Here is a 24,947-nt window from a genome sequence, read left to right as displayed (position 1 = left end):
ACAAGGTAGAGATTAGTAGCTCTAGCCTTGTTTTTTGTTAGTGTAGGTGTACTCAAGGAATATGTCTTTTGCAAAAAGGATAAATAGCCACACCAAAACAAAAAAAGACTTCCTTTTCGAAGTCTATCATCTTATAAACGATATATACTCTTTCTCAGCCGAGTGCAATCGCCTCTTTTTCGACGATACTCTGTTTGTTCTGTTCCAAAATGGCTATGACCGTCTTGTTTACCTCGATTAGTTCCTGCTCATTTCGGTAACGAATTCGGAAGTCAGCACCAATGTCCTCCTTTGCGTAGTACACCATGACCCATAACGAGATAGGGTATTGGTAGGTATTCCAAAACCAATGCACGTTTTCTATTAAGTCTTGGATGTGACTAGCGGATTGGATTCCAGCGTACTTCATCCCAATGTGATGATTTTGGTGATAGATTCGTTCCGCTTCTTGATCTACTAAATGCCGTTTCCAATGTTCTGTATAGTACTGAACCGCTTTTGGTGGATAACCTAATGTTTCTCCTAAGACCGCTACCCAATCTGGGGAACCTTTTTCTAGATACTTTACTTTTCCCTCAAATGTCTGCAATAGATCAGCAGATTGGAAGTAGATAACTTCTCTACCATTGTCTAAGTGGGGATAGGATTGTAATTCTTGCAGATGCTCATCAGAAATACGCTCGATACTTTCATAGCAAGCAGGCTTAATCCCTTTAAGAAAACCTTCAATCGAAGTCCATCGTTCTTTACGCATTTCTTCAAACGAAAGATGGTAGTTTGGACGAAATTCCAAATTTTTACACCTGCCTAAGTGAGTTGGTCAAAATCATATCATAATAAAAAAAGAGCCGTCAATGGAACAACGGCTCTTTCTATATTTTATGTGGATTGACTGAAGTCTTCTTTGTCACACTCGTCACAGTACATTACACCACGCCAATTACGCCTAGTTAATCCATTACATCCTCGAGTTCCCATTTCGCAATACACTTCTTGCTCTGTTTTCTTATCTTTTTGATCGTCAACTTTGCTTTCCCAGAAGAATATCAGTCCAGCATGGAACAGTTGCATAAAACCCCTCCTGATGTTGGCATTCTTACTGACGAAAACAGTGATTCCTTATTATTATATCAAAATTCTGTTTAATAGAATGTTTCTGGTTGATTCGATGCTCTCTCTTGATAGGAAAACAAGCTACTAGGTAGGTAATATGTGCAAAGACAATTATCACTATGGAAAAAATAACATAGTTTTTTCTATATATGGTTTGATCTGGACGATCTAGTAGATTAAAATTGACTGAAACTATTGACTATTATTAAGTAGGAGGTCTTTCCTTGCGTGAATCTAAACCATTTTGGAGAGATGTACCGCTTGAAGTACGAAGAGAAATTGAAAATTACTTGGGCTCCCCTGTGATAAAAGCTTACAGAGTTTTCGGGGGATTTGGACCTAGTGCTACTTTTCGTCTAATTCTAGAGGATGGTCGTACGATATTTGCAAAAGGGGCTGGCAAAGGATCAACTAGTGTAAATTGGAGTGGAGTAGAATGGGAGGAATGGGTTTATCAAAATATAGAAGTGATCCGTCCTTTATCTCCAGCTTACTTCGGTTCTGTTAAGACGAAAGAGTGGCATCTTTTATTTCTAGAGGATTTAACTACAAGTCATAAGGTCCCCCCTTGGACTGAAGAATTAGCAATAAAAGCTGTACATGACATAGCAAAATTCCATCTATGTGGTATAGCGGAAGAGAAAAAAGTAAAATCCATTATCACCAGAAATTACGATAGTAGCTGGAAACTCATAAAAGATAATCGAGATGAATTAAGTCAATTTTTAGCATTGTTTAAAGAGAACAGCGAGATGGCAAAGGATTGGCTTCATGATGTAATCGATATTCTAATAGCAACTGAGTCAGAAGCAATGAGATCCGATCAACCTTGGGGATTAATTCATTGCGACATTCGTTCTGATAATCTTTGTTTTCAAAACAGAAAATTGGTTCTCTTTGATTGGGCTGTGTTATGTAGTGGTCCATTAATACTAGATATCATTTTCTTTTTTCCAAGTGTTATGGGGGAAGGGGGTCCGTCATCAGAAAGACTTTTACCTGAATATAAAAAAATTATGGAAAAAGGAGGAATAATATTTCCCGATTTTGCTGAGCGAGCTGCTACCGCTTTTATGGCTGGATTTTTTGCTGGTCGGGCAGGAAAACCACCTATACCCGGTTTACCTAGACTTAGACAAATTCAGCGTTTGCAATTAAGAATTGCTCTCCAAATGGTTGCTAAAACGCTCAACTTGCCAAAGCCTCCTGATTTAGAGGAACAGGACTAAGAGATACGCCAAGACTAGCTTCTTATTCTTGGCGTATTTTTTTGTAAAAAAGAAAAAGAGCCCTATCTAGGACTCAATGTGGAGTGGATTCATTTTTGCGGATTTCCCACTCTTTAAATCGTACAAAAAACAGAAAACCTTCCTCTTTTAGCTGTTTCAACTGCTTGCTTAAATTTTTCCGTTGGGATCGTAAATTAACTTGATATCCTTGATCTTGATACTCTTTCACTTTTTCAAACAAGGTTAGGTAGTCCTCTGATTTTATTGTCGAAGGATACAATAATACCAGTTTATTTGGAAGATCATGCTCCTTTTGTTGTTGTGATTTTTCGGATAAAATGGTCCAAATTCGTTCAAATCCAATGGAAATACCACAAGCTGGTACAGACTCTTTTAAGTATTTACCAACCATTTCATCGTAACGACCTCCACCCGCAATAGAGCTAGATAGTCCAGAAGACTCAATTTCAAAAATAGGACCAGTATAATATCCCATTCCTCGAACAAGTGTTGGATCAAAGACCACTTGAACTTGATCTCCTAATTGAGCTTTCACAACCTTTTGTAAGAGGTTTAAATTTGGTATAACCTCTTCTGAAAGCCTGTCTGGAGCATTTACTTTTTCAATAGGAGCTTGTTGTGATTCTTCTATTGAGCTTAAGAATTGCTCTACACGGTTAATAGGGAATCCTTTTTCTTTAAATTCTTTCTTGATTCCATCTATCCCAAGTTTATCGAGTTTATCGAGAATGATAAAAAGAGAGCTCTGTTCTTCACTGGAAAACCCTGCTTCTTCTGCAAGAGCAACAAGTAAACGTCGATCATTTATGCGAAAAGTTAATTCATCAAAACCCAGACGAGTCAATGCTTTTCCTGCCGCAAGCAATAATTGAGCTTCAGCGAGAATAGAGGCTTCTCCGATAATGTCTATGTCACATTGGAGAAATTGACGAAACCTACCTTTTTGAGGTCGCTCTGCTCTCCATACCGGTCCCATTTGAATACTTTTCATGGGTTGAGGTAACTGAGCACGGTTTTGTGCATAATACCGTACTAACGGAACAGTCAGATCAAAACGCAAACCTAAATCTGCTAGATCATCTTCTTTTGTTGATGCAGATAATTCAGGTAGTTTCTCACGTCGTTTCATGATTTTAAAGATCATTTTGGAGTTTTCGCCGCCATCGCCACCGGTTAAAAGTTCAAGACGTTCCACACTGGGAGTTTCAATTCTCTGGAAACCAAATGATTGATAAGATTCAAGTATTTGAGAGGTCATCCAATCTCGCAGTTCTACCTCGCTTGGCAAAAAGTCACGCATCCCCCTCGCTGGTTGAGAGCTGAACTTTTTCAATTTGTTCACTTCCTTTTATCACTCGTTCGATGTTTTTAGTCACTCGTTTGTAGACAAGGTCTGTTAAATATTCAGTCGAAATAGGAGAAAAGCCAAAATTAGATATTTGTTGTTCGGCATTATTGATTAAGGATTTAGAAAGCGAAACTGCACGTTGCAAAGTACCCATTTTCTTCATTTCTTTTTTTAAAATCCATGCTTCTTGTATTGAACACTCAGATTTCTTTAGTATTTCTTGAACACGTCGAGATAAGTGAGGTTGGTGAGCTAAATCGACTAATAATACAGTTCTTCTTAAATGAAGTAACTCTCCTAAAGTGTCTTTTCCTTGCTCTAACACTTCTGGAAAGCATCCAGCAATGTCATCAATAATTTGGGAAGCTGCACCAATTTGAGTTAGTAATGTACTTGCTTTCTTTTGAGTTTCTATTGGGATAGATCCGTTAACTAAACATCCGATTTCAAATGGGAAGGCATAACAATAAGTTCCAGCTTTCCATCGGTATACCTCAAGTAGATGATTCATTCGTATTTCTGTAAATGGAATTTCTGCTAACAAAAGTTCCTGAATTTGTCCTCTTTGAGTGAGGCGATTCGTTTCTTCTACCAATTTGAGCAACTTCCACTTAGTTGTCTCTGGATGATTAGAATCCATAATAACTTGAAGGATAAAGGAAAATAAACTATCTCCAAAAAAGAGAGACAAATCTTTCCCTTGTTTGTTCAACGATTGATCTCTCCAATTTTTAATTTCCTGTGTCCTTGCAGACAAACGAACAGGTAGTGTAGGACTACCAAATTTTATTCGATCTTCATCTACAATGTCATCATGAATGGCTAATAAATCTCGAAGTAGTTGTGAAAGAAAAACTGTATCGCCTAAAGAATCAAGTTCACTTCGAGTAGCTTGGGTACTAGTGGACAAATAGCCTATCCAAGTTAAAAGAGGGCGGGGGAGATGTTGATCTCCCCAAGCATAAGATTGATAGTGACCAAAAATATTTGGATCAATATCCGTATTCCAACGGGAAATTAATTCCTGATATCGGGTATAGAGAACAGGACTCCATTCTTGAAATGCTTCTGCTATTTTCATAAAGCATCCTCATCATGAACAACCAGTACTTCTTCCAAATGATGAAAATCCAAGTACGCCTGCTTTTCTGCGTTCTCTTCTCCTACATAAATATGGAAGGTTTCTAGTTGATCTTCAACCATTTTCGCCATCTCAAGATAACTCCATACCTTTGAATCTTTTGGGTATACAAGCGGAATTTTCTCCTCTTCTCCTAGAAGATATGGAAGAGTTAATCGGGTTTCTTGTGGGAATAATCCCAACTCTTGGCACATTTGGAAGAGACGTTCCGTACCAAAAGCAAATCCTGTACAAGGGACGGATGCTGGTTGACTGGAACTGACAAAATGTTCTACCAGTTTATCATACCTTCCTCCTCCAGCGATTTCGATAAAAGATTTTCCATTCATATGGACATCTACTTCATAAGATAATCCAGTGTAGTATTCGTGGGATCGAATAACACATAGATCAGCGACGAGATAAATCCCCACTTTCTTGAAGTCCTGAATCCATTGATTCATTTGGTCAAAATATGGATGATAATCTATAGGAAACTGCTTATAGTACAGTTCAGTGAAGGTCCCTTCTTTATGATGAAGAATTAACTGCCAACGAGCTTGTTGTTCCAAAGATAGATCGTAAGAGCTCAATACTTCCTGAATCTTCATATATTCATGATCCCAACGCTCTGGTTTTTTTCCAGCACGACACTCTGCCAAGGCATCCATTGACTCTTTTATGATTAAAGCATCCTTCCATTCAATCCGACAATCCTCTACCATCATACGAAACAAGTGAACATGGTTGAACCGGAAGGTAATATCGGAAGACGCAATTCCTAGTTCGTTTAGCATTCGGTGAATCAGATAAATAATCTCTGTATCTGCGTGGAGATTGGAGGAGCCTAAAATCTCCACCCCTAATTGCTTGAATTGACGGTGCTTTGCAGCTGATAATTCCGAAGTTAGTTCATTCCTGAAACAGGAAAGCTCATAATACACTTTCAATGGAAAAGGAGTACCTGGATTTTGATCCATCCAATTTCCTAACCATCGGGTAACTGAAATAGTTCCTTCAGGGATTAGTAGAGCACGAGTTAGATCAGGTTTTTCGTTATAGGAACGATGATAGTTTGGTACTTCCAGATAGAAGCACCCTTTTTCATTCCACTCTGGCCAAGGAGAAGTCCCTACCACATCTTCAGAAAATGAGTCTTGATACTCTAGAATCGGTACTTCTAACGGTTGATAACCAAAACGACGAGCAATTTTCCCCAATACTTGTTGTAAATACTCAAATTGGATTAATTGCGGACCAAAACGATCACTCAGACCTGGTAACGGAACATTTACTTTTTTCATTAAAGTCTCACTCCTTCAAAAATAAAGTAGATTGATAAAAACTAGACGGAATCAGCTCAAAAAGAATTCTAGGCGTAAAAATGTTTCCTTTTAACAGGAAAACAAGTTAACAAGTAGAATAACTAGGAATCACAACCTACATAACTACCGCTAAGCAAAGATGTCATAGTTTTTGCCGCAGATAATGGTTTTGTCTGGCTCGATCTGGACGATCTGGCAGTCTGTTAGGTTAATCTGGAATTGTTCTCCATTGGCGCATGTTAAGGAGATGTTGGTGAGATTGTGTTTCTTTGGAAGATGTCTCGAACGAATATAACAAGAGAAACGTACATCGGAGAAGTTGTCTTTATTGGTCAAGATACTCTTGCTGTAGGTTTGATAGTTTGTTAGATTTTCAAAACTTCTAATAAAATTCTCGATTTGTGTTTGATCGCCTTCTATTAATAAACGTATCATTGGAACCTCCTATCAAAGTGGGACATGCCTTAATTATAAAGGGATTAGATACAATTTTACAAATATTAATAATTTTTATTTTCGTTGTTAGGTGCGTGCGAATTTTAATATCAAACAATTAGCTTTTAGGATATATGGTGTAATTTTTATCATTTTAATAGAAAGTTGGGGACGTTATGCAGATATCACAAATCAGCAGCCTAGAGTTGGGTAATTACCTTCGGCTTAAACGAAAAGAGCAGAACTATCGTCTGGAGGATTTGGCAGATGAGAATATCTCTGTTTCTACTATTAGCAATATCGAACTAGGCAAAACCAATGTGGCAGAAGATAAAAGGCACTATCTAATACATAAGCTTGGGATTGAGGAGACGGAACTGACGAAGCTGATTGCAACACAGCGGAGTCATCGAGAGGATATTAAGTGGAAATTGGAATCGGTTGAGCACATTTTGGATTTAGACCATCATAAAGGTTGGAAAAAGTTAAAGCAGATTCAACTAGAAAAGACAGACCCATTTATGACAATTGTGAATTACCTAAAGGCAAAATACTATATTCGAATCCGGGACTGGGAAAAAGCAACAAAATCTTTATATGAAGCTATTCGTATTTTGGAGAGTAATCCAGACATCAAACACATTAACCTATTTTCAGCATGTCAATATGAGCTTAGCCGGGTTTCCTATTTCACAAATAACTTAGAACAAGCTCTAAGGTGTGTTGAAGTAGGTCTTGAAAATTTTATTCTTGATGGAGAAAGGCTTTATTACAGAGATATTTTACTGGTAGGAAAGGCTATATACTCGGAACGCTTAAATAAAATAGATGAGGTAATCAGGGTATTAGATGAACTATGGCCTCGTGTCTATCAATTGGAGTCACATGAAGTTGCCTTAGGTGTTTTTGAAATTAGAATTAAAACATTAATCAAACTGAAAAAATATGAGGAAGCAATAGAATGTGCGAAACAAGGACTTAGAATGGCGAGGTTAAATCGCCAACATGAGCGATCTTTTGAACTGTGGGTATATCTAGGGGAAATATATATCCATGTCAATGAATGGGAATTTGCAGAAAATTGCTTTTTAAATGCATTGGATATCGAGATTAAAAAGCGGTATTTGCTAATCACTGCCTACACTCAACTAAGCAAGCTTTATATCAAGCAGAATAGAATGGATGAAGCCCGTCATCTAATAGAAAAGGCAATCGTAATAGGCAATGAAACGAACTCCCGTTTTGCACTGATCGATCTTCTTATTACTCTGGGGGATTGTTACTATGAACAAGATAGTTTAGATGATGCTATCGAAAAATATAACAGCGCTCTCCAATTAGCAAGAGAGGAAATGTCTTTAAAACAGGAAAAAGAGGTGCTTTTTCGTATTTGTAAGTGTGAAAATCATTTGAGTAAAGACCAGTTTCAAAAACATCTTGAAGATTACTTTAGAGTTGAAGTAAGATTACAGGCAACAGATTAAAAGGAGGGCAAATATCTCATGATGAAATTTGATATTTATGCACAAGTGGACCCACCAGAAGGTAGCCCACTACATAGGTGAAATTCCAAATATAACCACAAACCAATCAAATCACTCCAAGCGAGTGGTTTTTTTGTTAATATTCCCCCTCCTCTGATAAAATAGAATTTGAAAACGCTTACTTTTGAGGAGAGCGAGGGGTTTTGATGCCATTTTATCAACGTGTAGGGCAAGTACCGCCAAAACGTCATACGCAGTTTCGTAAGCCAGATGGGGAGCTTTATCGGGAGCAAGTAATGGGAACCAAAGGTTTTTCTGGGATGCAGTCGATTTTATACCATGTCCATCCTCCTACTCAGGTTCGGGAAGTGACCAAGATCCGGGATTGGGAGATTCCGTTATCAGATGTGGGAGCCAATCGGCATCGGCATTTTTTCACTTCTGAGATTTCCAAGCAGGGAGATATGGTCGAGGGAAGGCAATACTGGCTTGCCAATCAAGATGTGACGATGGCGACGGTGACCCCAACAGAGGAGATGAAATATTTTTTCCGTAATAGTGATGGAGATGAACTTCATTTTGTCCATGAAGGGCATGGGGTATTGGAGACCGTATTTGGGGAAATCCCATATAAAGAGGGCGATTATCTGGTCATCCCGGTAGGAACTACTTACCGCTATCGTCTGGAGTCCGAGGATAGCAGATTTCTCGTCTTGGAGACAACTGGGGAGATCAATACACCCAAGCGCTATCGGAATGAGTTTGGTCAGTTAATGGAACATAGTCCTTTCTGTGAGCGAGATTTTCGTTCGCCGCAGGATGTCCAACCAGTAATGGAAAATGGGGACTTTGAGGTGCGAGTCAAAGCGCGTGGTCAGCTGCAAGCTTATCGATATGATTATCATCCACTCGATGTGGTGGGGTGGGATGGTTATCTTTATCCATATGCCTTTTCGATCTATGATTTTGAACCGATCACGGGATCGATTCACCAGCCACCACCTGTTCATCAGACATTCCAAGGAAATAACTTTGTGGTTTGTTCTTTTGTGCCTCGGATGTATGATTATCATCCACTTGCCATTCCTGCGCCGTATTATCATAGTAACGTCAATAGTGATGAGGTTCTCTATTATGTGAAGGGGAACTTTATGTCGCGAAAAGGGATTCGCCAAGCATCGCTGACGCTTCATCCAAGTGGGATTCCACATGGTCCTCATCCGGGAAAGGTGGAAGCAAGTCTCGGGAAAACGAGAACAGAGGAACTAGCTGTGATGGTAGATACGTTCCAGCCACTCTATGTAACAAAGGAGGCATTAGCAGCGGAGGATCCAGGGTATATGTATACTTGGAATCCAAATAAAGGAGAGAGCACTAGTTGAAATCGATCAATCCGACAGATCAAACAAAACAAGATAACTATAAATTGCTGATAGGAACCGTTCTCCCACGTCCGATTGCGTTTGTTACCAGTAAGGCGGTAGATGGAACAGTCAATGCTGCTCCGTTTAGTTTTTATACAGTCGTTAGTACCGAGCCACCAATGATCGGCTTTACCGTAAATCGAAAGCCGGGAGGAGTGCAAAAAGATACTTCTCGAAACATCGTGGAAACAGGAGAGTTTGTCGTTCATGTGGTGACAGAGCAAAATGTGCAGGAAGTCAATGAGACAGCAACCGATTTTCCTGCGGATGTAAGTGAGGCAGAAAAAGTAGGCTTTACGTTCGTTCCTAGTGAGGAAATTAGCGTACCTCGAATTGTAGAGAGTCCCATCCAGATGGAATGTATACTTCATCAAGTAGTTGAATTAGGAGGTACCGCTGAGGCTCCTAATTCGGATTTTTTGATTGGAGAGGTAGTTCGGTTCCATGTAGCAGAAGAGTTGTATGAGCAGGGGCGGATTGATACGGAAAAACTAGCACCTGTAGGAAGACTCGCAGGTACAACATATGGAAAAATAGGAAAGACGTTTTCTATGCCACGGATGAGTGTGGAGCAGTGGGAAGAGTATAAGAAAAAATGAAAAAAAGAAACCCAAGCGTATCCAGTATCGATGCACTGGTGCTCTTGGGTTCCTTTTATCTAGGTGGTTATGTTATTTTCTTCTTCTTTGTGTACGGTAGCTCATATCATACATGCTCTTCACACTTTCTCCAAACTGATTTTCAGGTTTTTGAAGGGACGAGAAGAGGTCTTGTGTTTTATCCTTGAGAGAAGCTTTTCTAGCCTTGGAATAAGTCTGATCATAGCGATCTGCTCGATGAAGAGAGTCTTGCTGTGTTTGGGAAAACACTTTTTGATCTCGTGTTTCGGTAGCTTTCACGGCATTTTTTTGAATGGAGGCATCCATTAGCTCTTCTACTAATGCTGCCCACTTAAGGTCAATGTTGACTTCGTCCATATCGTCATCTGTTACAAGGGGAAGAGAAATGGTTTGACTGATTGTTTGGAGACCTTGGTCAGATTCAAAAGTGAAGGATACTTGAATTTGAGACTGTGATTCTTTGGTTTGAGAGGTTACTAACTCTACCACAATATCTTGTTCATATAAGAGATTCCCAAGGAAAAGCTGCCCTGCTTCTGATTCATAGTATCCATTTAGGTTGATTCCCACCTGAACACCACCTGTTGCCGTAACCGAAAGTTTTGCATGACGGGTAGTGGCAGTTCGTAAGGAGGAGAGCTCTTCTTGGAAGATGTCCGATAGTTGATTCATCTCTTTTAGATGATAGAAAGCCCCACCGGTACTGGTTGCAATATTTTCCATAAAGAAACTATTGTAGGTAACGCCTACTCCGATCGTAGAGACCATCCAATGAGCTTTGCGATAGTCCCCTAAAAATGTTGCCATCTCATCTACTTCGGTTATACCATTGTTGGCTTCTCCATCTGATAAAAGGAGACATCGTGTATGATGCTTTGGATCGACTTTGGCTAGTTCTGTCTTGGCGATCTCTAGTGCAGCACTAATATTGGTAGCACCCGAAACCTGAATTTGGCGGACCAATTCTTTGACCGCTTTTCGAGAATTAGGAGTTAAGCGAATAAGAGGCTGAACCAGATCAGCATAGCTGGAAAAGGTGATGACAGAGACGGAATCACCATCATGGAGTTGATCTATTAGGGCAATTGCTGCATCTTTCACATAATCTAATTTGGTACTCACTTCTTGTCTATGTAAAGGTTGGGGGGAGGAGGTGTTTTGGGATGATGTTCTCATTAGCTTTTTTACTTGGTCGGCAAAACTCATTCTTGCTGAGGTCTGGCTAGTAGATCTAGTTATGGGTTCTCCCACATTAGCTGTTTCGGACATACTTCCTGAATTATCGATTAATAAAACGATGGTATGGGGCATGCGATCCACTTGCTTCTCTTCAGTCGGTTGAGGGGATACCTGCATGATGAGGTGGTTTAATCCTTCTTGTTGTTCCATTTTCTCTTTCACCAGATGAAGTTGTAACATAATCTCATTCCTCCTGAGTTGCTTTTTGGATAGCTTGGACAACCTTTGTCTTTAACTTTTCGGGGGTTTCTTGATGAAACTGGACGTTGATCTGAGGATGTACAGCCACGGTTTCATATTCCAATAAATAATCTGCTGAAATATAGGAACGTTGAGAAGAGAGTTTTTTGAGTGAACTAGCTGTTTGAGTTGGGAGGAGCTCTTTAATTTCGGTTAGATTCTTGCCTGTCCGCTTTAAAGTTAGGATGGCGCGTAATTCATCCAAGTGCTTTTCTACAAACACTTTTCGTCCATTCCATTTGGGACGTTCCGAAAGGATTCCAAGTTGGGCGTAGTACTTCACTGTACGTAGCTCAATTGGATAGCCTTCAGATTGGAGGAGGGTAGTTAGTTGTTCGGCAGTATAAGTATTCATTTCGTGAAACCTCCAATTACAGTTAAATGTAAGTACAGTTTACTGTACTATCAGGAGAAAGTAAATACTTTTTAGAAAAATAGAAAACTATGGGGTAGGGATACCCACCATAGTTTTTTGTATATTCCATTTTTCGTTTTTGACCTAGTTATTTTAGTCTAACGAAAGGGCAGGCACTTATCTGATAATGAAAGAAGAGTTGTAACTTCAAGTTATTCTTTAGACCGATTTCTTTGTTTAGCGGCGTTTGCGAATTCGGAAATTATCTGTCAAGAGCAACCAATTTTGCGGAAAAGGTAGACCTAGCTTCCAATAGGAAATCCCACGTAGACCAAATTCCTTGATCAGGTCAAATTTGGCTTGGATCGAGCGAGCATCTTCAAACCAGACCTTATGTGCTCTTCCTTGATCATCGCGATAGTCAAAATGTGGTGCTTGGTCTTCATAGTCATACTTGATCTCGACATTCTCCCGAGCTGCCAGTTCAATGGCCCGTTGGGGGCTAAGTGCTTCAGCAGGGGGATTGCCCGGTCGATAAGGAAGTGTCCAATCATAACCATAAAGATTTTGTCCTAACATGATTTTACTTGGTGGGATTTCACTAACAGCATATTCCACCACCCTTCTCACTTCAGGAAGAGGAGAGACAGCCATAGGAGGCCCACCACTATAACCCCACTCATAGGTCATCAAGACGACATAGTCTACGATCTGTCCATGAGCACGGTAATCATGAGCTGTATACCAAGCGCCAGTCTGTGCACGACTCGTTTTGGGAGCGAGGGCAGTCGAGATCATGAGACCTTCAGCACGGAGCCGTGTAGCTGCCTTCCGTAGGAACTGATTATAGTCTTCTCTTGTCTCTTCTGGGAGGAATTCTAGATCAAAATGGATATCTCCATAACCCTGTTCCCGGGCAATTCGGATAATATTGTTTAAAAGGCGATCTTGGAAAGATCCATCGGTTACAATCTTTCTTCCTAACTCTCGATCAAATTGGTCTTGTCGTATGTTGGTGACCACCATCATAAGCAAGGTGCGATTGGCTTGTGCTATTTGAGGAAGTGTGCCAAGAGCTGGAGCATTTAGGGATGCATCATCTTGCACTTGATAACTAAAGATGGAGAGATAGGTGAGGTCTTTTGCATTTTTTCGGGTATCTTCTTCAACATTCTCTGGGACACGCACGGGAACATCCGCATATGCATTGGCTTCTTTGATTGGCTTGTAGCGTGGGGGGATGTAGATACGTTGTCCAATGGATAGTGGAAAGTAGAGGGGAATACGGTTTGCTCTCGCTAATTCTTGTGGAGAGATTCCATATCGTCTTCCAATCCGATAAAGGGTGTCTCCTGCACGAACGATGTGGACATTTCCTATGGTTGGGATCACGATGGTCTGTCCGACCACGAGATCAGTTGGATTGGGAATCTCGTTGGCTGTCTGAATTTGTTCTACGGTGAGTCCAAAGTTACGAGCGATTCGGTATAGAGAATCACCACGTTGTACTACATAGATCTGCAAACTATTCACTCCTCGATCCGCTCTTTTGTGCATTATATGCAAAGAAATGGGTAGGAGTTTATCGTCCAGTATGGAAAAATTCTAATATAATAGACTTGTTGGTTTACTTTGTTTAGAGAAAGGGTCATAAAATGGACAATCTATTCTCGTTTTTAGGTACTATTCAAGATGAATATAGTCAGGCTGGGAGCCAAATAGAGAAAAAACTTTATACTGATCCATTAAGTGCTCTCGTAACTGCTAGAACGCTAGCAGAGAAACTCCTCTTAGAAGTGTATCATGTGGAAAATATCAGTATTGCTCGCAACCAGACACATTTTGAACGATTACAGTTCCTGGGATCAAGTGGGTATTTACCAGATGAAATCTATCAACAATGGGAAACGATTCGCAAAAGCGGGAACCGAGCTGCACATGGTTTGAATCAAGAATCGATTGAGAAAGCGTTAGAGACTCACCGTGCGTTGTATGACATATCTAGTTGGTTTTATGAGAGCTATGGTTCGATTGAATTCGAAGCACCTGCATATCGAATCCCCACAGCCCCTCCTAGCATTGAGAAGGAGGAGATACAACAATGGGTGAAAGATACGATCCAGCAAGTTTTACAGGCTGAATTAGCGAAAGCGACTACTAGTGCGACGATTCAACTTCAGTCAGGAGACCAAAAGTCTATCAATTCCGATCATCAATCACTTTCTGATTATTTAGTCGCCAAAGGATGTCAATTAATCGATAAGCGCGTCAAAGGCGGAAATCTCTGGGTATTGGGTGGATGGGAGTTAAATGAAATCCTATTTCCGTTGAAAGCGCAAAAGATTTATTTTAAATATATGCCCAAAGGTGGAAAGGCTACAAAGAACGAAACTGCTTGGTATTTGATGGGGAAACATAGCAGCGATCCAATGGTGACTATAAATCCAATTTGATAAAAAAGCGGAAACTCTACTGGTCAAAGTAGGTTCCCGCTTTTTTTATTAACTTGAGATTCTATTACTGATTTTCCTGTCTAGATATTGCTACTTTCCATAATATTATGATACCTGCTATTGCTACAACCATTCCGCGTGCCCAATCACTCCAGATAGGAGAGGTGCGATCGCTCCACCCATCCAACGGACAAAGTTATAAGCTCCAGAGGTAACTCCATGGTGATGCCACTGAACAGCCCCCGTAGACGATAGGTGCTGCCTAAGTAGCGCAGTGCCGGTTGATGTGAAACGTTAACGTCAACGTTAATTTATTGCATCAATAAATTGCTAGGTAGAGGAATCCACACCTAACTGTCGCTGGACTATTTATTTTACCATGCCATGCGAAAGCAATTGTGGTTGTTCGTTTTATGATTGGATCATCTGGATTCTTTGTTTTTGTAGCATGTTATGATATAGGATGGACTGTGTAACTATTAATTCCAAGTACAAACCTCAGATTGAGTTGGTGAAATGATGACACCTAATATAAATAAATCAGAAATACAGAAATTAAGTGCAAGCCGGACAGTGTATCAACGAGGGATTGCCTACTTTGAAAATGGTCGGGTGGAAGAGATAAGGGTTGATCCTGATCACTCTAACATCTACCGTGCCAAGGTAACTGGCCAAGAAACCTATGAAGTGTTGATCTTTGTCGATACACATAATCATGTAGAAGATGCTGAATGCTCTTGTCGAGCATATTATTCCTATGATGGTCATTGTAAACATATCGTTGCTGCCTTGTTGCTCTGCTGTGAATACTACGATCAGAGTGGGCAGCTACACAACTGGACGAAGAAAAGTGTCCAACGCCAGGGAACAATTCATTCGAGGATTGCTAATTCTTCTCCTCGTGCAGTCTTAGATCGTAATCAGCAAGCGATTCATAATTTGATCAGACGGTTTCAACATGAGAGATTGAACATGTCTGGTACCTCTTTTAATGAGATATTATCTGTTGAGTACAAACTGGGGTTAACTACAGCCCAAGATGATGAGCTCGATATGTGGTTGACTGTGCAGTTGAAAGTGGGTACGGAACGACTATATGTCGTAAAAAACATCCATGACTTTTTGAAAGCTTTTAAAGAACAAAATCCATTGGTTTTTACCAAACATTATACTTATGATCCTACTTTGCATCGCTTAACAGCAGAAGATGAAAAGATGTTACGATTTTTACTTGTTCTAGAGCAAAACGAGCGTCTTTATCAGCGATTGCTTCATCCGTGGGGCGGGGATCCAACGAATGAGCGTATGTTAATTATTCCACCGAATGAGATTGCATCGTTCTTGCAACTCCTACCAGAGGGACGGTATCTGCTTGAGCATAATGGAAAAGAGTATACCCAAATACCAGTGATAGAAAATGAGTGTCCTGTTTCTTTTTCTTTAGATGAACAGGGTGATTACTTTGTATTGCAATCCCAAAGTAGTGATGAAGATTCATCCAATCCACAAGAAACTTCACATGAGCTTGCTCTGTTATCAGAAGATGGCTATTGCTTTGCTTCGGGTAAAATTTATAAGCTTACCCGATTGCAAAAAGAATTGGTCTTTCCACTGCATTACCAAGTTCAACATATGCCAAACCAAAAGTTACTCATTACCCCAAACCAGATGGAAGAATTTACATCTGCTGTATTACCAGTATTGAAAAAAGAGAGTCGCTTGACGGTAGATTCAAATGTTACTCGTAAAATCGTACAAGTCCCTTTGAAAGCGGAGATTATTCTAGATTACAAATGGGAGAATGAAGACGAAGAGCGGTTGACAGCCAACATTATGTATCATTATGGTGAGACAACCGTGAAACCAATGGTTCAAGACGAAATACAGAACCAAAGCGACAAGATTCTTATTCGTGATACAGAAAAAGAGCAGCAAATTATGAATATCTTTGAACAAGCCGATTTTAAATATAATGGTCAAGAACTTTATCTCGACCATGAAGCTGCCTTATATCGTTTCTTATATAACAACCTCACACAATTGGAATCACTAGCTGAGATTTACATGGATCATTCGGTACAGCAGATTTTTATTGAACCAAAGGATCGTCCTGCTCCTCAAGTTGACATCGATTCGTCGACCAATTGGCTAGAATTCCATTTTGATATGCCAAATGTAGAGGAAGAAGAGCTTACCAGTATTTTAAAAGCGTTTATTGAAAAGAAATCATATTTTCGTTTGCCTAGTGGAGCTTTTGTTCCCTTGCAAAACGAGGTGACGGAGCCATTACGTATATTTCTTCAGGAAGAGGCAAGAAAGCAACCTTACATCCATGATGGCAAGCTGAAACTTCCTGTCTATCGAGCTTTTCAGTTGGACGAGTTGTCCGAAGGTCCACAAGGAATCGGGATAAAGAAAGGACAACATTTTCGACGATTGATCCGGAATATCAAAGATCCGGAAAATCTGGAGTTCTCAGCTCCATCCTCTATCGGTCCGATTCTTAGAGACTACCAACATTTCGGATTTCAGTGGATGAAAATGTTATCTCATTATCGATTTGGTGGTATTTTAGCCGATGATATGGGATTAGGGAAAACAATACAAGCATTGGCTTATATGGTTTCTGAACTAGAGGAACATGATTCACCACGAGTTCCAGCGCTTGTCATAACACCTGCTTCGCTGATTTACAATTGGGAGAGAGAGTGTGCTCGTTTTGCTCCACAGCTAAACACAATCGTTATTGCAGGAAACAGGGAAGAACGTGAAAAATTACTCCAAGATTTCACTGGTATCGATGTGATCATCACTTCGTACCCGTTACTTCGTCGTGATATCGACAGGTACGAGCAACGTACTTTTCAAACGCTGATCCTTGATGAAGCCCAATCTTTTAAGAATCAGCAATCCCAGACGTTTCAGGCTGTTAAGCGTATCCGCTCGGGTACTTGTTTTGCCTTGAGTGGTACACCGATTGAAAATACGTTAAACGAATTATGGTCCATTTTTGATGTAGTTTTACCAGGACTATTCCCCAGTCAAAAAGAGTTTCACAGACTATCACCCGATCAAATTGCGAAACGAGTGAGTCCGTTTATTTTACGTCGAATGAAACAAGATGTATTAACTGAACTACCGGATAAAATTGAATCGGTCCAGTTCTCGGAACTGACTACAGAACAAAAAAAGCTTTATTTAGCAACCTTAAAAAAGATTCAAAAGGATACAGAACAATCTTTACGAACAGATGGATTCCAAAAAAGCAGAATGAAAGTGCTGGCTGGATTAACTCGACTTCGTCAACTTTGTTGTCATCCTGCTCTTTTTATAGAAAATTACACAAGCGATTCAGGAAAGTTTGATCAGTTTTTTGAGCTACTCAATGAATTACTAAACAATGGTCATCGTGTACTTGTTTTCTCTCAGTTTACTAGTATGTTGGCCTTGATTCGTGAACGGTTGCTCGAAGATAACAGGGAGTTTCACTATTTAGATGGACGAACTCCAAGTAAAGAGCGCTTAGAGAAGGTAGAGCGTTTTAATGATGGAGAAAAAAATCTCTTTTTAATCTCGCTGAAAGCCGGTGGAACAGGATTGAATTTAACAGGTGCTGATACGGTCATCCTATATGATCTATGGTGGAACCCAGCTGTCGAACAACAGGCGGTAGATCGTGCCCACCGTATGGGTCAAACCAAGTTGGTTCAGGTGCATAGGTTAATCGCCAAAGGTACGATTGAAGAAAAAATATATGATTTACAACAAAAGAAGAAATCTTTGTTTGATCAGGTCATTCACCCAGGGGAACAAATGTTAACTTCCTTAAGCGAAGCAGATATTCGAGAAATTTTAGATTTGGCATAATAAAAAAGCAAAAAAGTGGGCGTTATAATGACCGCTTTTTTGCTTTTTCTCTTAGATACGTTATGGAAAAATTCCGGAGATACTTTAGTCCATAGATATAAACTGAGTGAGTAGAAACAAAACGGTAACAATTCGAAAAGTAATATTAGATAAGTCAAGGTATACTTCTATGTAGGGACGGTTGTCCACTAACCATTCAGGTGGCTGGACAACCGTGCCTTCATTCTCCAAAATGAACTAGGTATTGTTGTCCGCCTTCTGATGGAAACATTAGGAGGAAAATATATAAAAAAGTTAAGCGAATTAGTAATTGCAAGAAAGCCTAGATGCCCGCACTGTGGATCTAGCAATGTATCGGGATCTGGTGGAACATACGACTGCAATAACTGTACAGCAACTGGTTTTTCTGCATAAAGAGAATGAACACTCCTCATCTAATATAGGTCAGGAGGGATGCGCTGAGTCCTGTCACTCAGTGCATTTTTGATTTGGATAGATTTTTTAAAAGAAAAAGCAAGGTAGACAATAACTCAGTCGACCTTGCTTTTTGTTATTTATTAAGCACGTTCTGCTTTATATTTTTTGTCTTTTGCCATTTTCGCTCGCTCGTTTTTCGCCAGATATTTCTTCCGGAGACGGAAGGTAGCTGGAGTAACTTCAAGAAGCTCATCGTCTTTCAAGATTTCGATTGCTTCATCGATGCTCATTTGGCGAGGTGTATCCAAACGAAGTGCTTCTTCTTTGGTTGCGCTACGGATACTGGTTAGATGTTTCTTCTTACATACGTTTACTTCTAGATCATTTTCGCGGATATGCTCACCGACGACCATACCTTCGTATACTTCTGTTCCAGGACTGATGTAGAGATGGCCACGGTCTTGAGCAGCATGCAGGGCATAGGTGGTAGCAGTACCAGTTTCCCATGCGACTAAGGAACCAAAGTCATGGTTGTCGATCGCACCTGCAAATGGTTCATAACCAGCTAATAAGCTGTTCATGATCGCTTCTCCTTTGGTTGCAGTAAGCAATTGCTGACGGAATCCAAGCAGACCGCGAGAAGGGACAAGATAGGAGAAGTGGATATTTCCATTCTCTAATACGGTCATATCTTGTAGTTGCCCTTTACGGCGTCCAAGAAGTTCTACGACAGCACCTTGTGCTTCACTACTTACTTCGATCTCGACTGTTTCGACTGGTTCGTGCTTTTTGCCGTTGATCTCTCGAATGATTACTTCCGGTTTGGAGACTTGGAACTCGTAACCTTCCCGACGCATATTTTCGATTAGGATGCCGAGATGAAGTTCACCACGACCAGAGACCATGAAGTTATCGGCTGAATCGGTATCCTCTACACGAAGCGCCACATCTTTCTCAGCTTCACGATAAAGTCGTTCCCGAATTTTGCGGCTGGTGAGGAATTCTCCGTCTTGGCCGGCAAATGGACTAGTGTTTACCCCAAACGTCATCCGAAGAGTTGGTTCTTCCACGGTGATCGCAGGCAGTGCATCCAAGTGTTCTGGATCACAGAGGGTATCCCCGATTCCTGCTTCACCATGACCAGAGATGGCGATAATATCTCCTGCAAAGACTTCCTCTGCTTCCGAACGTCCTAAGCCTTGGTGGGTGTATACTTGTCCAGCACGAACCATTTTTTTACTACCATCTGCGGAGAGCAGTGCTAGGGATTGGTTCTTTTTGATGCTACCTCGCTCTAGACGTCCAATGACAATCTGCCCTTTGTAATCATCGTAGCCTAAGAGAGTTGCTTGGATCTGGGTAGGTCCTTCTGGATCCACAGATGGAGATGGAACATAGGAAAGGATCTCTTCAAAAAGAGGCTCCATGTTCTCTGTAAGTTGATCTGGCTCAGTACCAGCTGTACCACTCAAACCACTAGCATAGATGATAGGGAATTCAATTTGCTCATCATCTGCTCCGAGGTCAATAAAGAGGTCATATGTTTTATTCACCACATACTCAGGACGAGCATTGGCACGGTCGATCTTGTTGATCACCAGTATTACTTTGTGACCTTTTTCCAGTGCTTTGCGCAGTACAAATTTGGTCTGTGGCATCGGTCCTTCAACGGAATCAACCAAAAGAAGAACGCCATCTACCATATTCATAACGCGTTCTACTTCTCCTCCAAAGTCAGCGTGACCAGGAGTATCTACAATATTAATCTTGATTCCTTTATACTCAATCGCCGTGTTCTTGGAGAGAATCGTGATTCCACGCTCTCGCTCCAATGCGTTGGAATCCATTACGCGCTCGTCTACTTGTTGGTTTTCACGGAACACGCGGCTTTGTTTTAGCATCGAGTCGACCAACGTTGTTTTGCCGTGGTCTACGTGTGCGATAATCGCAATATTACGGATTTGTTCTGGTTTCATGATCTCCAAGGGTACTCTTTTACCCTTGTCCTCCTTACTGTTGCGTTCTATAAAAATATCCAAAGTGAATCGTACCATAGTTGATATAGGGAAAGATAGTAGGGAGACAGTGGGAAAGGGGAAAAGTTGTAAGAAATGAACACAATTTATTGAGGGAAAATATTATGAAATCTAGGGACGAGCAGCAACAGATAAAATAGGATGAATGAAATTAGTGGTTATTAGGTGCAAATATTAACAGGAGGACAAAATATTTTTACATGTAGGTGATTATCAGTGGGGAAGGGATTTGGGCAAAAGCGAGAAAAACGAGGGAAAGTTAAAACGAGATTTAGAAAATTGTATACAAAAACTCAAAAATCAAATTGGCAAAAACATTTACAAAATTGTCATCTTTCCGGTATGATATACATATCTTAGATTAACTTTCCAAAAAGGAGGCTCTACACTATGAGGATCAACAAAACAGGCATGATTGTCGCTGATGTCATCACACAAATCATCATCGCTACCACAACAGATTCCAAGTTGTTCCCCCAAAACAGAGTAGATGCTTCTATGGAGAGGGTTGTGTAATTATTATCTGAAAATGTGCACACTCCATTTCAATAAAGTGACTGCTCTGTGAAAGGTTCCTATTTTTAGGGAGCTTCTTTTACGAGCAGTCTTTTTGACTTTTTTCGGTCATAGGGACTACTCCTATGGCCTTTTTCTGTGCAAAAAAGGAGGTATTGTGTTGAGAGTTTTTCGAGATTTATTTTGGTTTTTTCGCCAAGAAAAGAAGAGCTATCTTTGGGGGATCTCCATCCTTGTCTTTCTAGACCTGGCTTTTATGATTCCTCCTTTTGCAGCTCAAGAGGTGATCGATGCCATCGTAAAAGGGAAGATGGAGAATTCTTTATTAATTCAGTGGTCGATCGTCATTCTCATTATTGCCGTTGTAGGTTATGCATTTAGTTATGTTTGGCGAATTCTCCTTTTTGGAGCTGCTAATAAACTGGGGATGGTTGTACGAAAACAGTTGTATGACCACTATCTCCGAATGTCGCCACGTTTTTTTATGGAGCATCGAACAGGAGATTTGATGGCTCATGCGACCAACGATGTGCAGGCTGTGATGCTTACGGCACGTGAGGGCATTCTCATGCTGGTTGATTCGTTAGTGATGGGATGTTTAGTAGTAGGCATTATGTTTTATATTGACTGGCAAATAGCTTTGGTTGCGATTATTCCTTTCCCAATTCTTGCCTACTTATCGAATCTTTATGGAGCATGGATTCATGAACGTTATGACAAAGCCCAAGCTGCTTTTTCTCATATGAGCGAAAAAGTTCAAGAGAATATTACTGGTATGAGAGTGATCAAAGCGTTTGGTCAGGAGAAAGCAGAGAGCAAGGAATTCAAGCAAATCTTAGCCGATGTAGTAGAGAAAAATCGTAGAGTCACCAAAGTGGATGCACTCTATGAGCCTACTATTATTATGCTAGTGGGACTCTCCTTTCTCCTATCTGTTGGATTTGGTTCGTGGAAAGTTTGGCATGGAGAGTTAACTCTTGGTCAATTAACTCAATTTAACCTATATCTTGGAATGTTGATCTGGCCGATGTTTGCTTTTGGTTATCTCTTTAATATTTTAGAAAAAGGAAAAGCCTCCTATGATCGAATCACCAAGCTACTAGCAATTCAACCTGAAATCCAAGATGATTCAACCGAGTTGGAAACTAAACCAAAAGGGGAGCTTCGTTTTGAAATAAAGTCTTTTCGTTATCCAGACAAAGAGATCGCAACATTAGAAGACATTCGTTTTTGTTTACGACCTGGCCAGACATTAGGGATCGTAGGGAAGACCGGAAGTGGAAAAACAACGATTTTGCGATTATTGATGAGAGAATTTCAAGATCCCAAAGCTTCTGTTTTTTGGGGGGATCATGATATAAGTCATTTTCCATTACAAAAATTACGTAGTGAGCTTGGCTATGTTCCACAAGATCATGTGTTGTTCTCTGCTACAATCCGAGAGAATATCGCTTTTGGGAAGCCGGGAGCAACTAACGAAGAAGTCGAAGAGTATGCGAAATTGGCTCATATTCATGAGGATATTCTTCATTTTGCAGACGGATATGAGACAGAGGTTGGAGAGCGTGGTGTTACCTTGTCCGGTGGACAGAAGCAGCGGATCTCCATCGCTCGGGCACTGCTCCTCCATCCAGAGGTACTACTCTTAGACGACTCACTCTCAGCAGTCGATGCCCAGACAGAACATGACATTTTGGAACAGCTTCGTACCAAAAGAGAAGGTAGAACTACCATTATTACAGCCCACCGTTTAAGTGCGGTAGAACATGCGGATCTGATCTTGGTCTTGGAAGACGGAAAATGTATTGAACGAGGTACCCATCAGGAGTTATGGGGTTTAAATGGTTGGTACCGTCAAACGTATGAACAGCAACAGCTAGAAAAGCTGGTAGAAAGCGGGGGAATCGCTTGAGCATCCTAAGGCGTTTAATCTCGTATATCCGCCCATATCGAGGAGCATTCTGGATTGCATTTGCGATCTTAATCTTTGCTACAGCAGCTGATATGGGAGGAACTTATCTTGTATCGTATTTTATTGATCACTATTTGGTACCCAAAAAGTTAGATAGCACCGTGATTTGGGGATCTATTGGAGCATTTATTTTATTACATGGTATTGCTGCAGGTTTTAACTTTCTCCAAGTGTACCAATTTCGGAATTTAGCCAACTGGGTGGTACGTGATATTCGGGAGAAGTTGTTTACCCGAGTTCAGGGATATGCGCTCTCCTACTTTGACCGAACTCCGGCTGGTGTGATTGTTTCTCGGATTACCAATGACACGGAGAATCTGTTTGAGCTTTATATCTCTGTATTGAGCAATGTACTTTACAATGCCATCTATATTATCGGAATCTATGTAACGTTGTACCTGTTAGATCCAATGTTAGCCACCTATACTCTGTTTGTACTTCCGCTAGCCTTTGTTTTGATCTATACGTATCAGCGAGTGACGAAGGCATCATTTCAGACTTTACGTCAAAAGATCAGTCAAATGAACGTGCAGCTAAACGAATCGATCCAAAGTATGAATATCATCCAAGCGTTTCGTCAACAAAAGCGGATGCGAGAGCGGTTTGACGGGTTGAACCAAGCGCATTATCAAGCAGCAATCACCAATTTAAGGTATTTTGGACTTCTGTTGCGTCCCGCTATGAAATTTCTATCACAGCTCTCGCTAGTTCTTCTTATCCTATATTTTGGTCATCAATCTACTACTATGACAAGTGTACAGGTTGGCGTGATGTACGGATTTTTGACATTGCTTACTCGGTTATTTGAGCCAATCAATGAAATTATGCAACGACTTACCTCTTTACAACAAGCAGTTGTCTCAGCAGAACGTGTATTTGCACTTCTAGATCATGAAGAGCCAGCCCCAGAAGGGAACAAAGAGGCGGATGCTCAAATTGAAGAAGGAAGAGTAGAATTTCGTAATGTTACCTTCTCGTATGACGGAAAAACAGATGTCTTACACGATATCTCCTTTGTTGCAGAGCCCGGTCAGACTGTGGCATTAGTCGGTCATACCGGTAGTGGAAAAAGTACCATTAGCCAGCTGCTGTTACGCTTTTACCAGCCACAGAAAGGCGAAATCTACTTGGACAATCGGCCTTTAGCTCAATTTGCGGATGAGGAGCTTCGAAACAAGACAGGGTATGTCCTACAAGAGCCATTCTTGTTTTATGGAAACATTGAGCATAATATTCGACTGCATCAAAAAGAGATAACGAGACAAGAGATTCAGGATGCAGCAGAGTTTGTCCAAGCAGCCCCGTTCATTGAATCTTTCCCTAATCAGTATCAAGAGCCAGTTCGAGAACGTGGTGCCAATTTTTCTAGCGGCCAAAGACAACTTCTATCTTTTGCTCGTACGATGGTTCGAAAGCCTAAGATTTTGGTATTAGACGAAGCTACCGCCAGTGTGGATACGGAGACAGAGGAGATTATACAAAGCTCTCTGGAGAAAATGCGCAGTGGGCGAACGACGATTGCGATCGCTCATCGACTCTCCACCATTCAAAATGCAGATCAGATCCTCGTACTACATCGTGGACGGATTGTAGAGCGAGGGAAGCATCAAGAGTTGTTGGCCAAAAAAGGTTTGTATTATCAGATGTACAGCTTGCAGTTAGGAACAGAAGAACCACAGCAGATAGAGGGAATGAGAAAGTAAAAAGGACGGTATTATGGAATGGCCCTATAG

19 protein-coding genes are annotated in these 24,947 nt (G+C 40.6%); 9 read left to right on the top strand and 10 right to left on the bottom strand.

What is annotated here, in order from left to right; all coding sequences use genetic code 11:
* Positions 1 to 154 precede the first annotated feature (154 nt).
* Both VJ09_RS04780 and VJ09_RS04775 read right to left on the bottom strand, forming a co-directional pair.
* Positions 155 to 793, bottom strand: a complete 639-nt coding sequence (locus tag VJ09_RS04780; protein ID WP_044640479.1) for a hypothetical protein — start codon at positions 791 to 793, stop codon at positions 155 to 157.
* A gap of 86 nt (positions 794 to 879) precedes the next feature.
* Entirely contained in the window at positions 880 to 1,071 is a 192-nt protein-coding gene (locus tag VJ09_RS04775) for a hypothetical protein (protein WP_044640478.1), read from the bottom strand.
* A gap of 266 nt (positions 1,072 to 1,337) precedes the next feature.
* Here VJ09_RS04775 and VJ09_RS04770 point away from each other — a divergent pair, with 266 nt between their 5' ends.
* Positions 1,338 to 2,342: a phosphotransferase gene (locus VJ09_RS04770; protein ID WP_044640477.1), complete on the top strand. Its 1,005-nt coding sequence runs from the start codon at positions 1,338 to 1,340 to the stop codon at positions 2,340 to 2,342.
* A gap of 73 nt (positions 2,343 to 2,415) precedes the next feature.
* On the opposite strand, the gene hisS is transcribed toward VJ09_RS04770, so the two are convergent.
* The 4 genes from hisS to VJ09_RS04750 all read right to left on the bottom strand — a co-directional run bounded on the left by hisS (position 2,416) and on the right by VJ09_RS04750 (position 6,591).
* A complete protein-coding gene (hisS, locus tag VJ09_RS04765) occupies positions 2,416 to 3,696 on the bottom strand; it encodes a histidine--tRNA ligase (RefSeq protein WP_147635433.1) in 1,281 nt (426 codons plus the stop codon).
* Positions 3,656 to 4,792: a polyprenyl synthetase family protein gene (locus VJ09_RS04760; RefSeq protein ID WP_044640475.1), complete on the bottom strand. Its 1,137-nt coding sequence runs from the start codon at positions 4,790 to 4,792 to the stop codon at positions 3,656 to 3,658. The genes hisS and VJ09_RS04760 overlap by 41 nt, the downstream gene beginning before the upstream one ends.
* Positions 4,789 to 6,135, bottom strand: a complete 1,347-nt coding sequence (locus VJ09_RS04755; RefSeq protein ID WP_044640474.1) for an ATP phosphoribosyltransferase regulatory subunit — start codon at positions 6,133 to 6,135, stop codon at positions 4,789 to 4,791. The genes VJ09_RS04760 and VJ09_RS04755 overlap by 4 nt, the downstream gene beginning before the upstream one ends.
* 150 nt (positions 6,136 to 6,285) lie before the next feature.
* Entirely contained in the window at positions 6,286 to 6,591 is a 306-nt protein-coding gene (locus tag VJ09_RS04750; protein ID WP_044640473.1) for a hypothetical protein, read from the bottom strand.
* 176 nt (positions 6,592 to 6,767) lie between these two features.
* Between VJ09_RS04750 and VJ09_RS04745 the strand changes: the two genes are divergently transcribed.
* The 3 genes from VJ09_RS04745 to VJ09_RS04735 all read left to right on the top strand — a co-directional run bounded on the left by VJ09_RS04745 (position 6,768) and on the right by VJ09_RS04735 (position 10,098).
* Positions 6,768 to 8,075, top strand: coding sequence for a helix-turn-helix domain-containing protein (locus VJ09_RS04745; protein ID WP_044640472.1), 1,308 nt, complete (start codon positions 6,768 to 6,770; stop codon positions 8,073 to 8,075).
* Positions 8,076 to 8,281: 206 nt separating this feature from the next.
* Positions 8,282 to 9,457, top strand: a complete 1,176-nt coding sequence (locus tag VJ09_RS04740) for a homogentisate 1,2-dioxygenase (RefSeq protein WP_044640471.1) — start codon at positions 8,282 to 8,284, stop codon at positions 9,455 to 9,457.
* A complete protein-coding gene (locus tag VJ09_RS04735; protein WP_044640470.1) occupies positions 9,454 to 10,098 on the top strand; it encodes a flavin reductase family protein in 645 nt (214 codons plus the stop codon). The genes VJ09_RS04740 and VJ09_RS04735 overlap by 4 nt, the downstream gene beginning before the upstream one ends.
* A gap of 72 nt (positions 10,099 to 10,170) precedes the next feature.
* On the opposite strand, the gene VJ09_RS04730 is transcribed toward VJ09_RS04735, so the two are convergent.
* The 3 genes from VJ09_RS04730 to VJ09_RS04720 form a co-directional block, all read right to left on the bottom strand.
* Complete coding sequence (locus VJ09_RS04730) at positions 10,171 to 11,538, bottom strand: vWA domain-containing protein (RefSeq protein WP_044640469.1); 1,368 nt, start codon at positions 11,536 to 11,538, stop codon at positions 10,171 to 10,173.
* Between the two features lie 4 nt (positions 11,539 to 11,542).
* Complete coding sequence (locus VJ09_RS04725; protein ID WP_044640468.1) at positions 11,543 to 11,953, bottom strand: MerR family transcriptional regulator; 411 nt, start codon at positions 11,951 to 11,953, stop codon at positions 11,543 to 11,545.
* A gap of 237 nt (positions 11,954 to 12,190) precedes the next feature.
* Positions 12,191 to 13,477, bottom strand: a complete 1,287-nt coding sequence (locus tag VJ09_RS04720) for a glycoside hydrolase family 18 protein (RefSeq protein WP_044640467.1) — start codon at positions 13,475 to 13,477, stop codon at positions 12,191 to 12,193.
* A 131-nt stretch (positions 13,478 to 13,608) separates the two neighbouring features.
* On the opposite strand from VJ09_RS04720, the gene VJ09_RS04715 reads away from it, so the two are divergent.
* Positions 13,609 to 14,406 carry a DUF4145 domain-containing protein gene (locus VJ09_RS04715; protein WP_044640466.1) on the top strand — a complete coding sequence of 266 codons (798 nt, stop codon included), beginning with the start codon at positions 13,609 to 13,611 and terminating at the stop codon, positions 14,404 to 14,406.
* A 516-nt stretch (positions 14,407 to 14,922) separates the two neighbouring features.
* Positions 14,923 to 18,273, top strand: a complete 3,351-nt coding sequence (locus tag VJ09_RS04710; protein WP_082050408.1) for a DEAD/DEAH box helicase — start codon at positions 14,923 to 14,925, stop codon at positions 18,271 to 18,273.
* A 557-nt stretch (positions 18,274 to 18,830) separates the two neighbouring features.
* Here VJ09_RS04710 and typA read toward each other — a convergent pair.
* Complete coding sequence (gene typA / locus VJ09_RS04705) at positions 18,831 to 20,666, bottom strand: translational GTPase TypA (protein ID WP_044640464.1); 1,836 nt, start codon at positions 20,664 to 20,666, stop codon at positions 18,831 to 18,833.
* A 450-nt stretch (positions 20,667 to 21,116) separates the two neighbouring features.
* Between typA and VJ09_RS18950 the strand changes: the two genes are divergently transcribed.
* From VJ09_RS18950 to VJ09_RS04695, 3 genes are all read left to right on the top strand, one after another.
* Positions 21,117 to 21,242 carry a hypothetical protein gene (locus VJ09_RS18950; protein WP_267904261.1) on the top strand — a complete coding sequence of 42 codons (126 nt, stop codon included), beginning with the start codon at positions 21,117 to 21,119 and terminating at the stop codon, positions 21,240 to 21,242.
* 160 nt (positions 21,243 to 21,402) lie between these two features.
* Positions 21,403 to 23,154, top strand: coding sequence for an ABC transporter ATP-binding protein (locus tag VJ09_RS04700; RefSeq protein ID WP_044640463.1), 1,752 nt, complete (start codon positions 21,403 to 21,405; stop codon positions 23,152 to 23,154).
* Positions 23,151 to 24,917 carry an ABC transporter ATP-binding protein gene (locus tag VJ09_RS04695; protein ID WP_044640462.1) on the top strand — a complete coding sequence of 589 codons (1,767 nt, stop codon included), beginning with the start codon at positions 23,151 to 23,153 and terminating at the stop codon, positions 24,915 to 24,917. Before VJ09_RS04700 ends, VJ09_RS04695 begins: the two co-directional genes overlap by 4 nt.
* The last annotated feature ends 30 nt before the right edge of the window (positions 24,918 to 24,947 follow it).

This window comes from Risungbinella massiliensis, from assembly GCF_000942395.1.
GTDB classification, from domain to species: Bacteria; Bacillota; Bacilli; order Thermoactinomycetales; family Thermoactinomycetaceae; genus Risungbinella; species Risungbinella massiliensis.
The sequence above is the reverse complement of the archived record's forward strand: the minus strand, read 5'-3'. Positions and strand labels throughout refer to the sequence as shown.

Bases quoted from the DNA above. Each gene is read 5' to 3' on its own strand.
- VJ09_RS04775 (WP_044640478.1), bottom strand. From the start codon at position 1,071: ATGCAACTGTTCCATGCTGGACTGATATTCTTCTGGGAAAGCAAAGTT.
- VJ09_RS04760 (WP_044640475.1), bottom strand. From the start codon at position 4,792: ATGAAAATAGCAGAAGCATTTCAAGAATGGAGTCCTGTTCTCTATACC.
- VJ09_RS04755 (WP_044640474.1), bottom strand. From the start codon at position 6,135: ATGAAAAAAGTAAATGTTCCGTTACCAGGTCTGAGTGATCGTTTTGGT.
- VJ09_RS04750 (WP_044640473.1), bottom strand. From the start codon at position 6,591: ATGATACGTTTATTAATAGAAGGCGATCAAACACAAATCGAGAATTTT.
- VJ09_RS04745 (WP_044640472.1), top strand. From the start codon at position 6,768: ATGCAGATATCACAAATCAGCAGCCTAGAGTTGGGTAATTACCTTCGG.
- VJ09_RS04740 (WP_044640471.1), top strand. From the start codon at position 8,282: ATGCCATTTTATCAACGTGTAGGGCAAGTACCGCCAAAACGTCATACG.
- VJ09_RS04730 (WP_044640469.1), bottom strand. From the start codon at position 11,538: ATGTTACAACTTCATCTGGTGAAAGAGAAAATGGAACAACAAGAAGGA.
- VJ09_RS04725 (WP_044640468.1), bottom strand. From the start codon at position 11,953: ATGAATACTTATACTGCCGAACAACTAACTACCCTCCTCCAATCTGAA.
- VJ09_RS04715 (WP_044640466.1), top strand. From the start codon at position 13,609: ATGGACAATCTATTCTCGTTTTTAGGTACTATTCAAGATGAATATAGT.
- VJ09_RS04710 (WP_082050408.1), top strand. From the start codon at position 14,923: ATGATGACACCTAATATAAATAAATCAGAAATACAGAAATTAAGTGCA.
- typA (WP_044640464.1), bottom strand. From the start codon at position 20,666: ATGAAACCAGAACAAATCCGTAATATTGCGATTATCGCACACGTAGAC.
- VJ09_RS18950 (WP_267904261.1), top strand. From the start codon at position 21,117: ATGAGGATCAACAAAACAGGCATGATTGTCGCTGATGTCATCACACAA.